Here is a 13,416-nt window from a genome sequence, read left to right as displayed (position 1 = left end):
TGGTTCCGGTCAGGCCCGCTCATCAAGAATCGAGAGTACAGATATGACGGTCTGGATAGTGGTGTCAATCCTTGTAGTGGTCCTGAGCCCCTGGGCGTGGCTGCGACCTTCGCGTCACCAGAGCGGGTTGATCGCCATGCGCATGGAGGCCCGGCGCATAGGGCTGGCCATGCAGCTGGCGCCCCAGGAGTGGCCGCATTGGCTCGAGCAGCAGCCTCCCAGCCCATGCCCGCAGTACCACCAGCCAAGGCGTGGCGGGCCGGTGGCTTGCTGGAGCTATTGGCAGGTGGCCCCGGGAAGTTGGGTCAACCAATGGCGCGAGCCCTGTGACGACGAGACGCTGCTCAAGCACCTGCAAACCCTGCCGCCCGGGGTCTTCAAGGTAGAGGCCGACAAGCAGCTGATTTCACTGTACTGGAATGAGCGGGGTGAGCCTCGGGTTCTGCAGGACATCGCTGCGGTGCTCAAGGCATTGGCCTGACAGCCAGGCCCACGGGCGAGCAATAAAAAGCCCGACTCAGCATCGGGCGGGGTGGCCAGGCAGGCCGGTAACCTTTGAAGAAGCCACCTGCGGGTGGCTTTTTGCTGTCTGGGCGGCGGCCCTTGCCAGCCGATAGTGCCCCGTGTGGTGCGCTTTTCCCTCGGATATTTGCCCCAGCATAGTCAGGCGCTGCCCTACCAGTGGGAGGTTTAGGCAGATTTTTCTAAAGATTGATCCTATGAATGGCTATAAATGCAGGGGCGTGTTGGTGGCCTGTCGCACGTGGGAATGACCGCAAAGTCGCGTTTCAAACAGCATTTTGGGCGATTGACAATTAGCGGATTTTCCGTGAATGTGGCGTACCCAAATCAAACGGGCGTATGAAATGAGCGTTTGTATCTCAAGCGTTTCTATACAGATTCCCGACTATCGCGTTGGCGGGTGTGCCTGGCGGATTGGCGTTAGCATCGACGGTAACGTCAGTGCCATGCCAGAAGTTAGCGTCCGACGTGTACTGTTCAGCTTCCATATCGTGGAGATCAGTTGATGATTTACGAAGGTAAAGCCATCACGGTTAAGGCTCTTGAAAGTGGCATCGTCGAATTGAATTTCGACCTCAAGGGTGAGTCCGTCAACAAGTTCAACCGTCTAACCCTGAACGAATTGCGTCAGGCTGTTGACACCATCAAGGCAGATGCTTCGATCAAGGGCGTGATCGTCAGCAGTGGCAAGGACGTGTTCATCGTCGGCGCCGACATCACCGAGTTTGTCGATAACTTCAAGCTGCCGGATGCCGAGCTGGTGGCTGGCAACCTCGAAGCCAACAAGATCTTCAGCGATTTCGAAGACCTTGACGTGCCGACTGTTGTCGCCATCAACGGCATCGCCCTGGGTGGCGGTCTGGAGATGTGCCTGGCAGCGGACTACCGCGTCATGTCCGCCAACGCCAAGATCGGCCTGCCGGAAGTCAAGCTGGGCATCTACCCGGGCTTCGGCGGCACCGTACGCCTGCCACGCCTGATCGGTACCGACAACGCCATCGAGTGGATCGCCGCCGGCAAGGAAAACCGTGCCGAAGACGCGCTGAAAGTCGGCGCGGTGGATGCCGTGGTCGCTCCCGAGAAACTCAAGGATGCTGCCCTGACCCTGATCAAGGGCGCCATCTCCGGCCAGTTCGACTACAAGGCCAAGCGCCAGCCCAAGCTGGAAAAGATCAAGCTCAATGCCATCGAGCAGATGATGGCTTTCGAAACCGCCAAGGGTTTCGTGGCCGGCCAGGCGGGTCCGAACTACCCGGCGCCGGTCGAAGCGATCAAGACCATTCAGAAAGCCGCCAACTTTGGCCGCGACAAGGCCCTGGAAGTGGAAGCCGCAGGCTTCGTAAAACTGGCCAAGACCTCTGCTGCGCAAAGCCTGATCGGTCTGTTCCTGAATGATCAGGAACTGAAGAAAAAAGCCAAGGCCTACGACGAAATCGCCAAGGACGTGAAGCAGGCCGCCGTACTCGGCGCAGGCATCATGGGTGGTGGCATCGCTTACCAGTCGGCCTCCAAGGGCACGCCGATCCTGATGAAGGATATCAACGAGCACGGTATCGAGCAGGGCCTGGCAGAAGCCGCCAAGCTGCTGGTCGGTCGCGTTGAGAAAGGCCGCATGACTGCCGCGAAGATGGCCGAAGTGCTCAACGGCATTCGCCCGACCCTGTCCTACGGTGACTTCGGCAATGTCGACCTGGTGGTCGAAGCCGTGGTCGAGAACCCCAAGGTCAAGCAGGCCGTATTGGCCGAAGTCGAAGCCCAGGTCAAGGAAGACGCGATCCTGGCGTCCAACACCTCGACCATTTCCATCAGCCTGTTGGCCAAGGCCCTCAAGCGTCCGGAAAACTTCGTTGGCATGCACTTCTTCAACCCAGTGCACATGATGCCGCTGGTGGAAGTGATCCGTGGCGAGAAGTCCAGTGAGCTGGCGGTGGCCACCACGGTTGCCTATGCCAAGAAAATGGGCAAGAACCCGATCGTGGTCAACGACTGCCCGGGCTTCCTGGTCAACCGCGTGCTGTTCCCGTACTTCGGCGGTTTCGCCAAGCTGGTCAGCGCTGGCGTGGACTTCGTGCGCATCGACAAGATCATGGAAAAATTCGGCTGGCCAATGGGCCCGGCGTACCTGATGGACGTGGTCGGCATCGACACTGGCCACCACGGTCGCGACGTGATGGCTGAAGGCTTCCCTGACCGCATGAAGGATGACCGTCGCTCGGCCATCGATGTGCTCTACGAGGCCAAGCGCCTGGGCCAGAAGAACGGCAAGGGCTTCTATGCCTACGAGACCGACAAGCGCGGCAAGCAGAAGAAGGTCGCCGACCCAGCGGTGCTGGAAGTGCTCAAGCCGATCATCTACGAGCAGCGTGAAGTCTCCGACGAAGACATCATCAACTGGATGATGATCCCGCTGTGCCTGGAGACCGTTCGTTGCCTGGAAGACGGCATCGTCGAGACGGCTGCCGAAGCCGACATGGGCCTGGTCTACGGTATTGGTTTCCCTCCATTCCGTGGCGGCGCGCTGCGCTACATCGACTCGATCGGTGTTGCCGAGTTCGTTGCCCTGGCCGACCAGTACGCCGATCTGGGCGCGCTGTACCACCCGACCGCGAAGCTGCGTGAAATGGCCAAGAACGGCCAGAGCTTCTTCGGTTAAGCGCCCACACTAGAGCGAGAGTGAACATATGAGCTTGAATCCTAGAGACGTCGTGATTGTCGACTTCGGTCGTACTCCGATGGGCCGCTCCAAGGGCGGCATGCACCGCAATACCCGCGCTGAAGACATGTCGGCGCACCTGATCAGCAAACTGCTGGAACGCAATGCGAAGGTCGACCCGGCGGAAGTCGAGGACGTGATCTGGGGCTGCGTCAACCAGACCCTGGAGCAGGGCTGGAACATCGCACGCATGGCGTCGCTGATGACCCAGATCCCTCACACATCGGCCGGCCAGACCGTCAGCCGCCTGTGTGGTTCGTCCATGAGCGCCCTGCATACCGCAGCGCAAGCGATCATGACCGGCAACGGTGATGTGTTCGTGGTCGGTGGTGTCGAGCACATGGGGCACGTGAGCATGATGCACGGCGTCGACCCGAACCCACACCTGTCCCTGTACGCGGCGAAGGCCTCGGGCATGATGGGGCTGACGGCCGAGATGCTGGGCAAGATGCACGGCATCACCCGCGAGCAGCAGGACGCCTTCGGCGTGCGCTCCCACCAGCTCGCCCACAAGGCGACCCTGGAGGGCAAGTTCAAGGATGAGATCATCCCGATGCAGGGTTACGACGAGAATGGCTTCCTGAAGCTGTTCGACTACGACGAGACCATCCGTCCGGACACCACCCTGGAGAGCCTGGCGGCCCTGAAGCCGGCGTTCAACCCCAAGGGCGGTACCGTGACTGCCGGCACCTCGTCGCAGATCACCGACGGCGCCTCGTGCATGATCGTGATGTCGGCTCAGCGTGCCCAGGACCTGGGTATCCAGCCGTTGGCGGTGATCCGCTCGATGGCTGTAGCAGGTGTTGACCCGGCGATCATGGGCTATGGTCCAGTACCGGCTACGCAAAAAGCCCTGAAGCGCGCGGGCCTGGGAATCACCGACATCGACTTCTTCGAACTCAACGAAGCTTTCGCTGCACAGGCCCTGCCAGTGCTGAAAGATCTGAAAGTACTCGACAAGATGGACGAGAAGGTTAACCTGCACGGCGGCGCAATCGCCCTGGGTCACCCGTTCGGCTGTTCCGGTGCGCGTATCTCCGGGACCTTGCTCAATGTCATGAAGCAGAATGGCGGCACCTTCGGTGTGTCCACCATGTGCATCGGCCTTGGCCAGGGCATCTCGACCGTCTTCGAACGCGTTTAAGCGTTGGGTTGATGGAAGCCGGGGCCCTGTGCCCCGGTTTTTGTTTTTCTGAAGTTTTTTTATTTTTTTTTGCACGAGGGCCAGAGCATGCAGTTACAACCCGGGCTCTACCAGCATTACAAGGGGCCGCAGTACCGCGTATTCAGCGTGGCGCGGCATTCGGAAACGGAAGAGGAAGTGGTGTTCTACCAAGCCCTGTATGGCGATTACGGCTTCTGGGTACGCCCCTTGGGCATGTTCCTGGAGTCGGTCGAAGTTGACGGGGAGCAGGTCCCGCGCTTTGCTTTGGTGCAGGCCGAACCCAGTCTTTTTTCACCGGCTTGAACGCAGGTCGCGCAGCACCCCGCGCTTGACCTCACCTTGTTGCCACTATATATAGCGGTGCCGCGTCAGGCGCCATCCGCCTCAACTTCTCGAATTCAGGAATTTTCCGATCCATGGGCAAATCGCTGGTCATTGTGGAATCCCCGGCTAAGGCCAAGACCATCAACAAGTACTTGGGCAACCAATACGTGGTGAAGTCGAGTATCGGCCATATCCGAGACCTGCCCACCAGCGGTTCGGCAAGTGCCGCCAAGGAACCGGCCGCCAAGCGTGGCAAGGCTGTGGGCGAGGCCCCGGCCTTGTCGCCGAAGGAAAAGGCGCGCAAGCAGCTGGTGTCGCGCATGGGTGTCGATCCCGAGCACGGCTGGAAAGCCAAGTACGAAATACTTCCCGGCAAGGAAAAGGTCATCGAAGAGCTGCGCCGCCTTGCCAAGGATGCCGACACCATCTATCTCGCAACGGACTTGGACCGCGAAGGGGAGGCGATTGCCTGGCACCTGCGCGAAGCCATCGGTGGGGATGACGAGCGCTACAAGCGCGTGGTGTTCAACGAAATTACCAAGAAGGCGATCCAGGAAGCCTTCTCCCAGCCCGGCGAGCTGGATATTCATCGGGTCAATGCCCAGCAGGCTCGTCGTTTCCTCGATCGCGTAGTCGGCTACATGGTGTCGCCGCTGCTGTGGGCCAAGATTGCCCGTGGCCTGTCCGCCGGTCGCGTGCAGTCGGTGGCGGTGAAGCTTGTGGTTGAGCGTGAACGCGAGATCCGCGCCTTCATTCCTGAAGAGTACTGGGAAATACACGCCGACCTTGGCACTGCCAAGAGTGCCAAGGTGCGTTTCGAAGTAGCGCGTGAGAAGGGTGAAGCCTTCAAGCCGCTGAACGAAGCCCAGGCCATGGCAGCGCTGGAAAAGCTCAAGGCTTCGTCCTACAGCGTCGTCAAGCGCGAAGACAAGCCGACCAGCAGCAAGCCGTCGGCCCCTTTCATCACCTCCACATTGCAGCAGGCCGCGAGCAACCGCCTGGGCTTCGGGGTGAAGAAAACCATGATGATGGCCCAGCGCTTGTATGAGGCGGGTTACATCACCTACATGCGTACCGACTCCACCAACCTCTCGGCCGATGCCGTGGCGATGGCGCGCAGCTATATCGAGAGCGAGTTCGGCGACAAGTACCTGCCAGCCTCGCCCAACGTCTACAGCAGCAAGGAAGGGGCGCAGGAGGCGCACGAAGCGATTCGTCCGTCCGACGTGAACACCCATCCGAGCAAGCTGTCGGGCATGGAGCGCGATGCTGAGCGCCTGTACGAGTTGATCTGGCGCCAATTCGTGGCTTGCCAGATGCCGCCGGCACAATACCTGTCCACCACCGTCAGCGTTGCTGCTGGCGAATTCGAGCTGCGTGCCAAGGGTCGTATCCTCAAGTTCGACGGTTACACCCGGGTCATGCCGCAGGTGAGCAAGCCGGGCGATGACGATGTACTGCCGGACATGGCGCAGGGCGAAGTGCTGAAGCTGATCCAGCTGGACCCGAGCCAGCACTTCACCAAGCCGCCGGCACGCTACTCCGAAGCCAGCCTGGTGAAGGAGATGGAAAAGCGTGGGATCGGCCGTCCGTCTACCTACGCGGCGATCATTTCCACTATCCAGGATCGTGGTTATGTGACGTTGCACAACCGTCGGTTCTATTCGGAAAAGATGGGCGACATCGTTACCGAGCGCCTGTCTGAAAGCTTCTCCGACCTCATGGACTACGGCTTCACAGCCGGCATGGAGGAGAACCTCGACGACGTGGCCCAGGGTGAGCGTGACTGGAAGAGCGTGCTCGACGAGTTCTACGGCGACTTCAAGAAGAAGCTCGAAGTTGCCGAGGGCGCTGAAAGCGGCATGCGTGCCAACCAGCCAGTCATGACCGATATCCCATGCCAGACCTGCGGTCGGCCAATGCAGATCCGTACGGCTTCCACAGGCGTGTTCCTGGGCTGCTCGGGTTATAGCCTGCCACCCAAGGAGCGTTGCAAGGCCACCGTCAACCTGGTGCCAGGTGATGAGATCGCGGCAGATGACGAGGGTGAGTCCGAGTCCCTGGTGCTGCGTGGCAAGCATCGTTGCCCGATCTGCAGCACGGCGATGGATGCCTACCTGCTGGACGAAAAGCGCAAGCTGCATATCTGTGGCAACAATCCGGATTGCGCGGGTTACGAGATCGAAGAAGGCAGCTACCGGATCAAGGGCTACGAGGGGCCGAGCCTGGAGTGCGACAAGTGCGGTAGCGAGATGCAGCTCAAGACCGGTCGTTTCGGCAAGTTCTTCGGTTGCACCAACGCTGCCTGCAAGAACACCCGCAAACTGCTGAAGAGCGGTGACGCGGCGCCACCGAAGATGGATCCGGTGAAGATGCCAGAGCTCAAGTGCGAGAAGGTCAACGACACCTACATCCTGCGTGACGGTGCATCGGGGCTGTTCCTGGCTGCCAGCCAGTTCCCGAAGAACCGCGAGACCCGTGCACCATTGGTGCTCGAGCTGATCCCGCACAAGGATGAGATCGATCCCAAGTACCACTTCCTTTGCGAAGCGCCGAAGAAGGACCCTGAGGGTCGTCCAGCGGTCGTGCGCTACAGTCGCAAGACCAAGGAGCAGTACGTGCAGACCGAAGTCGACGGCAAGCCCACCGGCTGGCGTGCTTTCTACGACGGCGGCAGCTGGAAGATCGAAGACAAGCGCTGAGGGGAACCAGGCGCTGGAGGCCTGCCTCCAGCGCAGTGACTCGCAAGGCCGCATGCTCCAGGGGAGTATGCGGCCTTTCTTTTGGCTTGCGGCCGGCAGGATCGATCCCTGAAACTGTGGCGTCCGCACCCGGTTCTCTTCTCGTAGTGGAGGCTGCCTAAATGGCCCATGAGCTCTATACCCGTACCAACCAGAAAATCTATTTCGCCGGCTTGGCGCTGGAAGCCTTGGCGCGAGCCGAGGAGGGGCGGGCGATGAACGCCCAGGCCCTGGTCCAGGCTGGCCGTGAGTCGGCGTTGTTTCACTTGTATGGGGCGCTGCTTGGGTTGTGTCATGAGATTGCCGGTTTCTACCGGCTGCCGCAGGCGGGGGCATCCCGTGTGGAGCAGATCCTCAATCGTGACGTGCTGGAGAGCCTTGCCATTCCCGAACTGGCTGAGCTGGTCGAGCTGGCACACAGTCCGCAAACCTGGCTGGCACAGCTGTTGGCCGCCTACGGGGCGTTGCTCCAGCCTCCGCGTGCGCCTCGCAAACCCAAGGGTGACGTGACCCAGCCGCTGATCGAGGCAGTCAACCTGGGGGAGGCGGAGTCGCAGCAGGAACTGGGGCGAGAGGAGCTGGAAAGCTGGCGGCAAAACCTCAAGGCCCTGGCCATTCGTTTTCGGGATGGCTTGAACGAGTGTTGAGACCGGACGCCACCTGATTCGCCGTACGATTATTTGATCAAGGAAGATTCATGCTGTTCTTCTTGCGTGACCAGGCGCTGGTGCGCCTGCTGAACGACTCCCAGGTGCGAGTCGCTCGTGCTCAGTCCACCGAGGACCTGCTGGAGGTGCTTGACCGGCTCGAAGTGTTCCCTGGTGGACTGGAATTCGATCATGTGCAATCGATAATCCTGCTGGTGCTGGCCTGTGCATCCTTCGCCGCAGTCTTGTTGATGGATGGCATGGGGGGGATGTTCTGGGTGGGCGTGGCCCTGGCTTTTTTCAGCTACTACACGCGTAAAGGGCTTTCTGGGTCGTTGACGGACCTGGCAACCAGCATCGCCCGTAAATGCGCCCTGTTCTGTAATGAATTGAGCGAATTCGACAGCACTGCCGATTGGCGGCTTAAAAAACTCAATAGCGAATTTGCCGATTATCAGCGCGGCAATGAGCGGCGGCACATCGTGGATTCGATCCAGGGTATCTATCAGGGAAGTCGCCATTCACTGGCGTTCGAGTATCACCACCTGCAGTACGTCACCTCCAGCAGCCAGCGAGGTGTAGGGGGGAGCTACAGGACGGTCTTCGAGACCTTCAATCGCTATAGCCTGGTGGTGGATTTCCCCTGGGTGACGGACATTGCGGTGCGCTCCAGTCACCTGGAGCTCCCAATGGCTGGGCAGCCGTTCAAGACCAACTGCAGCGCTTTCGATGAAGTCTTTGGGCTGCGTGGCAAGGATCAGGCCAGCTGCGAGCAATTCGTGACACCTGCGACCCTGAGCTTGCTGATGGGGCTTTCACGCCGTCTGGACAAGGTGAACCTGGAATTCTCCAGCCAGGGACGACTCTGTCTGAGTTTCGATAACGCAGAGATCATGGCCCATGCCGACCTGGGGTCTTTGAGTGATCTCTCGATGTTTCGCGAGCGGATCAAGGAGGGCGTTGAACTTCCGGGACTGTTTCCAGTGCTGGAGTGGGTGCATCAGTTGGCGCTATTGCACGATGATTCGGCAGGAGAATCCGAGTCCAGTGATCTGATCAGGGAAGGGTGATGCAGTTTCTCAAGCGGGATGCCGCGTTGGTGCGTTTGTTGGGCGATTGCAATGTGGCGGTGGCGCAAGCCCGGTCCAATGAAGATCTGTTGGCAATCATCGACAGGCTGAAGGCCTTCAAGGGAGGACTGCAGTTCGACCATGCCCAGTCCTGGGTGTTGTTGTCGCTGGCCGTGGCGTCGGCGATGCCTGCTCTGGCGGGCGTGGTGTTGATGTGGTTTGCCACTGCGTGCCTGGGTTTTGCCAGTCTATATATCTGGATGAGCCGCTCGGCGGCTTTGGACGAGTTGCCGAAGAGCATCGCCCGGCAATGCTCGTTTCTCAGTAATGGCCTCTGCGATCCGGGCGGTACTGCAGATGAGCGCCTGGGGCGATTGAATGAGGAGTTCGACGATTATGATCGTGGTAACGACAGCCGTCGTGTCGAGGCTTCGGCCAGCGGCGTGTATCAGGGCGCGCGGCATCAATTGTCCTTCGTCTTCCACCATTTGCACTATGTGAACTCCCACAACAAAACCAAATCCGATGGCGAAAGTGAAAGGGTCTACGAACACTTCGATCGCTTCAGCCTGGTGGTGGAGTTTCCTTGGGTTACCGGTGTAAAGGTGCGCAGTGACCTGGCGAGCAAGAAAAGCACCAGGTCCAAGGTCTTCGAGACCACGTCCGATGAGTTCAATAGAACCTTCAGTTTTGCCGGTGACAGCGAGTTGGATTGCGCAAAGTTCGCGACGCCTACAACCCTGGCTTTTCTGTTGAATATTTATCGGCGGCTGAAAAAAGTGAATCTGGAGTTTTCCAGCCAGGGGCATCTATGCCTGAGCTTCGATGATGCAGAAGTCATGGCCTACAAGGATCCAGGCACGCTTGAGGATCTATCGAGCTTCTATGCAAACATCGAGCAAGGGCTGGAGTTGCCGAATCTGTTTCCGGTACTGGCCCTGGTGCACGAACTGGCGGAATTGCACGACAACAATTTTGATCTTCCATTGAAGGTCGCTGAAGAGCTGGAGCAGTAGGGTATGGAGTTGTGGTTGGTCATCGCGATTGCCGTGGGCGTTCTTGCCTATGTGCACTACAACAAGATTGTCAGCGCGTACAACCGCGCTCAACGTGCCTGGTCGGATGTGCTGACCTATCAGCGGCAGAGAATCAAGGTGCTGGACATGCTCGAGCCGCAAGTGGCTGGTTTTCAGGCTTATGAAAGCCAGTTGCTGGAAAAGATCGTTGGGTTGCGGAGCGCCATTGGCAGCTTGCCGTCTGCAGCCGATGGCGACGCGCTCAATTCGGTGGACCAGGGCGCCAAGGCTTTGCTGGGAGGGTTGAATCTTGCGTTTGAAGCCTATCCCGACCTCAAGTCTGTCGAATTGTGGAGCAACCTGATGCGTGAGGTTGCCGAGCAGGAAGGCAACATTGGGGGAGCCATTACTCTGTTCAACCTGAATGTGGAGCAGTTCAATAACGCGATTCAGTTGTTCCCCGGTTCCCTGGTCAATAGGTTGACCCTGAAGAAGTCGCTGATCACGCCATTCTCCGACAGTCAGGCCTCGGCAGGGTTTGAATACAAACCGAATTTCTGAAGGTGCTGAGTCGTTTCCGCAGGGGTATTGACCCGTAATGGGTATTCCGAACAGTCACGGCGGGCCTGTTCGGCGTTAGCGATTCCTGAGCGGGGAGAGGATGATGGCTGGTATAATCCCCCGCCTTTCGTGGAGAACAGATCTTTATGCCAACGTCCTTTCTAGAAATTGTCGAATTGCCAGACGGTCGTATCGAGCTGCGCAGGGCTGAGGACGAGGGTTCTCTGGTTACCTTGGATTTCTCCGAGGACGCCAAGGCCTTTTTGCAGGGCCAGCATGTAGAAGTAGCCAAGGCCATGTTGAGCGTCGGCGTACAGATGGCAGGTCGCCTGGTCGAGGGTGAAATCGACAAGGAAGATGGTCCACGGGTTCTTCACTAAACCCGTTTATCGGTTTTCTTCAGGTCATTCGTCGTATTGTTCCGGCTTCTCAATCCTGGAGAAGCCTCGAGTCATCCAAGCGTATTTTCAGCGACTTCCCAGTATCTATCCCAATCGAATGTTCAGGCTTTGCGCCTCGCCAGTGCGTGCAGCACTGACCAGCTGCTGCCGAGCGTTGCTGCTCAACGGGCTAAGCCAGCTGACCACCGTATGGCTACGACCCAGGCGTAACGCCTCGCAGGCCAATTGCAGAGGGCTCTGGCTGCCCCTGGGTTGAAGCAGCAGGATACGTTCGCGATTCAGGCCAGCATCACGCAGCCAGGTTTGGGTCAGGCTGGAGGGCGGGGCGATCAGGGTCAGCCAGCGGGCGTCCTGGTCCTGGCTCAGTTCCCTGAGAATAGGGGCCAGGAGGTTCAGGCAGTTCCCGGCAGCGCCGCGCAACGACAGTTCGCTGAAGGCTTCCGGAGCATTGTTCCAGGATGATTCGACCGCTTCCTTGAGAGCTGGCGCCAGGGGCTGAGCCAGGAATGCCTCGAAAAGGGGCAGTTGTGCTTGCTGTGGCGTGTGGGGGAACTGCATGGAGCCTCCTTCAGCGGCGAATGACGCCGACACTCAAGCCTTCGATCACCAGTTCCTGATCTTTCAGGTTGACTTCGATAGGGGCGAACTCTGGGTTTTCGGCGATCAGCCAGACCTTGCTGCCTTCGCGCTTGAAGCGCTTGACCGTGACTTCGTCGCCGATGCGCGCCACGACCACCTGGCCGTTACGGGCTTCGCGAGTGGTATGCACGGCCAGCAGGTCGCCGTCGAAGATGCCGATGTCCTTCATGCTCATGCCGTGCACCCTTAGCAGGTAGTCGGCACGAGGGTGGAAGAAGGCCGGGTTGATGTTGCAAGACTCCTCGATGTGCTGCTGTGCGAGGATCGGTGCGCCGGCGGCGACACGGCCAATGATCGGTAGAGTATCGTCGCTCTTGGCTTCGAAGCCCGGGATGCGGATGCCGCGGGAGGCGCCGGGGGTCATCTCGATCGCGCCCTTGCGAGCCAGGGCCTTGAGGTGTTCCTCGGCAGCATTGGGGGACTTGAAACCCAATTCCTGCGCAATTTCGGCGCGGGTTGGCGGGTAACCGTTGTCTTCGAGGCAGCGTTTGATAAAAGCCAGAATCTCAGCTTGGCGGGGCGTCAGTTTTAGCATGTCGATCGCTCTGTCTTTTTATACAGTTGCTGGGATTATATACAGTGAACCTGGCTTGGCAATCCTCCTTTTGCGGTGCCCGGCCAGGCGGTTGTCGTCCTGGCGTCGGAATCTGCCGCCCGGGGCAGGCTACAGGGTGCGGCAGGTATGATTAAATAACGCGCCGGACGGGTCCCGTAGGGCTAGGCAGGCTTGACATTGCAGAGCCTGAAACGTATGTTTCAAACAAGTGTTTGTCAGGCGGAGTAGCCATGGCCCAGTCGGAAACCGTTGAACGCATTCTCGATGCTGCCGAGCAGTTGTTCGCGGAAAAAGGTTTTGCCGAAACCTCGTTGCGGCTGATCACCAGCAAGGCTGGAGTCAACCTGGCGGCAGTCAATTACCATTTTGGTTCCAAGAAAGCCCTGATCCAGGCCGTGTTTTCACGCTTCCTGGGGCCGTTCTGCATCAGCCTCGATCGTGAGCTGGAGCGTCGTCAGGCCAAGCCGGACGGCAAGCCAAGTCTGGAAGAACTGCTGGAGATCCTGGTAGAACAGGCGCTGGTGGTGCAGCCTCGCAGCGGCAACGACCTGTCGATCTTCATGCGCCTGCTTGGGCTGGCCTTCAGCCAGAGCCAGGGGCACCTGCGTCGCTACCTTGAAGACATGTATGGGAAGGTGTTCCGTCGCTACATGCTGCTGGTCAATGAGGCGGCGCCGCGTATTCCACCTATCGAGCTGTTCTGGCGCGTGCACTTCATGCTGGGTGCCGCGGCATTCAGCATGTCCGGAATCAAGGCCTTGCGCGCCATTGCCGAGACCGACTTCGGAGTCAACACGTCCATCGAGCAGGTGATGCGGTTGATGGTGCCGTTCCTCGCAGCCGGCATGCGTGCTGAAACCGGCGTCACCGACGAGGCCATGGCCAGCGCCCAGCTCAAGCCACGCAGCAAGTCAGTTCCAGTCCCGGCAGCCGCCAAGGCCTGACCCACGGGTGGGCGCGGCAGCTTACATCCGCTAAGCTAGCCGCCCATGCCGATTCTCGTTTTCCATCCCCGCGCCTTCCTCTCGCCGACGCCCCGCGCTACGGCTGCCTGCGTCCTG

The 13,416-nt window shown here is 59.3% G+C and carries 13 protein-coding genes; 11 read left to right on the top strand and 2 right to left on the bottom strand.

Annotated elements, in window-relative coordinates:
• Positions 1-43: 43 nt before the first annotated feature.
• The 10 genes from LGQ10_RS09185 (at position 44) to LGQ10_RS09140 (ending at position 11,139) form a co-directional block, all read left to right on the top strand.
• Positions 44-481, top strand: a complete 438-nt coding sequence (locus tag LGQ10_RS09185; protein WP_226525357.1) for a hypothetical protein — start codon at positions 44-46, stop codon at positions 479-481.
• Positions 482-1,027: 546 nt separating this feature from the next.
• Positions 1,028-3,175, top strand: a complete 2,148-nt coding sequence (gene fadB, locus LGQ10_RS09180; protein ID WP_058436740.1) for a fatty acid oxidation complex subunit alpha FadB — start codon at positions 1,028-1,030, stop codon at positions 3,173-3,175.
• A 28-nt stretch (positions 3,176-3,203) separates the two neighbouring features.
• Positions 3,204-4,379, top strand: coding sequence for an acetyl-CoA C-acyltransferase FadA (fadA, locus tag LGQ10_RS09175; protein ID WP_058436739.1), 1,176 nt, complete (start codon positions 3,204-3,206; stop codon positions 4,377-4,379).
• An 87-nt stretch (positions 4,380-4,466) separates the two neighbouring features.
• The gene (locus tag LGQ10_RS09170) at positions 4,467-4,703 is read left to right on the top strand and encodes a DUF1653 domain-containing protein (protein WP_226525356.1); all 237 of its coding nucleotides are present in this window, start codon (positions 4,467-4,469) and stop codon (positions 4,701-4,703) included.
• Positions 4,704-4,816: 113 nt separating this feature from the next.
• Positions 4,817-7,426 carry a type I DNA topoisomerase gene (gene topA, locus LGQ10_RS09165; protein WP_226525355.1) on the top strand — a complete coding sequence of 870 codons (2,610 nt, stop codon included), beginning with the start codon at positions 4,817-4,819 and terminating at the stop codon, positions 7,424-7,426.
• 161 nt (positions 7,427-7,587) lie between these two features.
• Positions 7,588-8,112 carry a DUF6586 family protein gene (locus tag LGQ10_RS09160; protein ID WP_058437921.1) on the top strand — a complete coding sequence of 175 codons (525 nt, stop codon included), beginning with the start codon at positions 7,588-7,590 and terminating at the stop codon, positions 8,110-8,112.
• Positions 8,113-8,162: 50 nt separating this feature from the next.
• The gene (locus LGQ10_RS09155) at positions 8,163-9,182 is read left to right on the top strand and encodes a hypothetical protein (protein ID WP_226525354.1); all 1,020 of its coding nucleotides are present in this window, start codon (positions 8,163-8,165) and stop codon (positions 9,180-9,182) included.
• The gene (locus LGQ10_RS09150; protein ID WP_226525353.1) at positions 9,182-10,198 is read left to right on the top strand and encodes a hypothetical protein; all 1,017 of its coding nucleotides are present in this window, start codon (positions 9,182-9,184) and stop codon (positions 10,196-10,198) included. The genes LGQ10_RS09155 and LGQ10_RS09150 overlap by 1 nt, the downstream gene beginning before the upstream one ends.
• A 3-nt stretch (positions 10,199-10,201) precedes the next feature.
• A complete protein-coding gene (locus LGQ10_RS09145; RefSeq protein ID WP_226525352.1) occupies positions 10,202-10,759 on the top strand; it encodes a LemA family protein in 558 nt (185 codons plus the stop codon).
• A gap of 146 nt (positions 10,760-10,905) precedes the next feature.
• Positions 10,906-11,139, top strand: a complete 234-nt coding sequence (locus LGQ10_RS09140; RefSeq protein ID WP_011060267.1) for a hypothetical protein — start codon at positions 10,906-10,908, stop codon at positions 11,137-11,139.
• 105 nt (positions 11,140-11,244) lie between these two features.
• Here LGQ10_RS09140 and sulA read toward each other — a convergent pair whose 3' ends face one another.
• Complete coding sequence (gene sulA / locus LGQ10_RS09135) at positions 11,245-11,718, bottom strand: SOS-induced cell division inhibitor SulA (protein ID WP_226525351.1); 474 nt, start codon at positions 11,716-11,718, stop codon at positions 11,245-11,247.
• Between the two features lie 10 nt (positions 11,719-11,728).
• Positions 11,729-12,334 carry a transcriptional repressor LexA gene (lexA, locus tag LGQ10_RS09130; protein ID WP_058437912.1) on the bottom strand — a complete coding sequence of 202 codons (606 nt, stop codon included), beginning with the start codon at positions 12,332-12,334 and terminating at the stop codon, positions 11,729-11,731.
• 251 nt (positions 12,335-12,585) lie between these two features.
• Between lexA and LGQ10_RS09125 the strand changes: the two genes are divergently transcribed.
• The gene (locus LGQ10_RS09125; protein ID WP_058437910.1) at positions 12,586-13,299 is read left to right on the top strand and encodes a TetR/AcrR family transcriptional regulator; all 714 of its coding nucleotides are present in this window, start codon (positions 12,586-12,588) and stop codon (positions 13,297-13,299) included.
• Positions 13,300-13,416 lie beyond the last annotated feature (117 nt).

Origin of the sequence: Pseudomonas sp. L5B5 (genome assembly GCF_020520285.1) — a bacterium.
Taxonomy (GTDB): domain Bacteria; phylum Pseudomonadota; class Gammaproteobacteria; order Pseudomonadales; family Pseudomonadaceae; genus Aquipseudomonas.
The sequence above is the reverse complement of the archived record's forward strand: the minus strand, read 5'-3'. Positions and strand labels throughout refer to the sequence as shown.

Bases quoted from the DNA above. Each gene is read 5' to 3' on its own strand.
- sulA (WP_226525351.1), bottom strand. From the start codon at position 11,718: ATGCAGTTCCCCCACACGCCACAGCAAGCACAACTGCCCCTTTTCGAG.
- topA (WP_226525355.1), top strand. From the start codon at position 4,817: ATGGGCAAATCGCTGGTCATTGTGGAATCCCCGGCTAAGGCCAAGACC.
- fadB (WP_058436740.1), top strand. From the start codon at position 1,028: ATGATTTACGAAGGTAAAGCCATCACGGTTAAGGCTCTTGAAAGTGGC.
- LGQ10_RS09145 (WP_226525352.1), top strand. From the start codon at position 10,202: ATGGAGTTGTGGTTGGTCATCGCGATTGCCGTGGGCGTTCTTGCCTAT.
- LGQ10_RS09140 (WP_011060267.1), top strand. From the start codon at position 10,906: ATGCCAACGTCCTTTCTAGAAATTGTCGAATTGCCAGACGGTCGTATC.
- LGQ10_RS09160 (WP_058437921.1), top strand. From the start codon at position 7,588: ATGGCCCATGAGCTCTATACCCGTACCAACCAGAAAATCTATTTCGCC.
- LGQ10_RS09125 (WP_058437910.1), top strand. From the start codon at position 12,586: ATGGCCCAGTCGGAAACCGTTGAACGCATTCTCGATGCTGCCGAGCAG.
- fadA (WP_058436739.1), top strand. From the start codon at position 3,204: ATGAGCTTGAATCCTAGAGACGTCGTGATTGTCGACTTCGGTCGTACT.
- LGQ10_RS09185 (WP_226525357.1), top strand. From the start codon at position 44: ATGACGGTCTGGATAGTGGTGTCAATCCTTGTAGTGGTCCTGAGCCCC.
- LGQ10_RS09155 (WP_226525354.1), top strand. From the start codon at position 8,163: ATGCTGTTCTTCTTGCGTGACCAGGCGCTGGTGCGCCTGCTGAACGAC.
- LGQ10_RS09170 (WP_226525356.1), top strand. From the start codon at position 4,467: ATGCAGTTACAACCCGGGCTCTACCAGCATTACAAGGGGCCGCAGTAC.
- LGQ10_RS09150 (WP_226525353.1), top strand. From the start codon at position 9,182: ATGCAGTTTCTCAAGCGGGATGCCGCGTTGGTGCGTTTGTTGGGCGAT.
- lexA (WP_058437912.1), bottom strand. From the start codon at position 12,334: ATGCTAAAACTGACGCCCCGCCAAGCTGAGATTCTGGCTTTTATCAAA.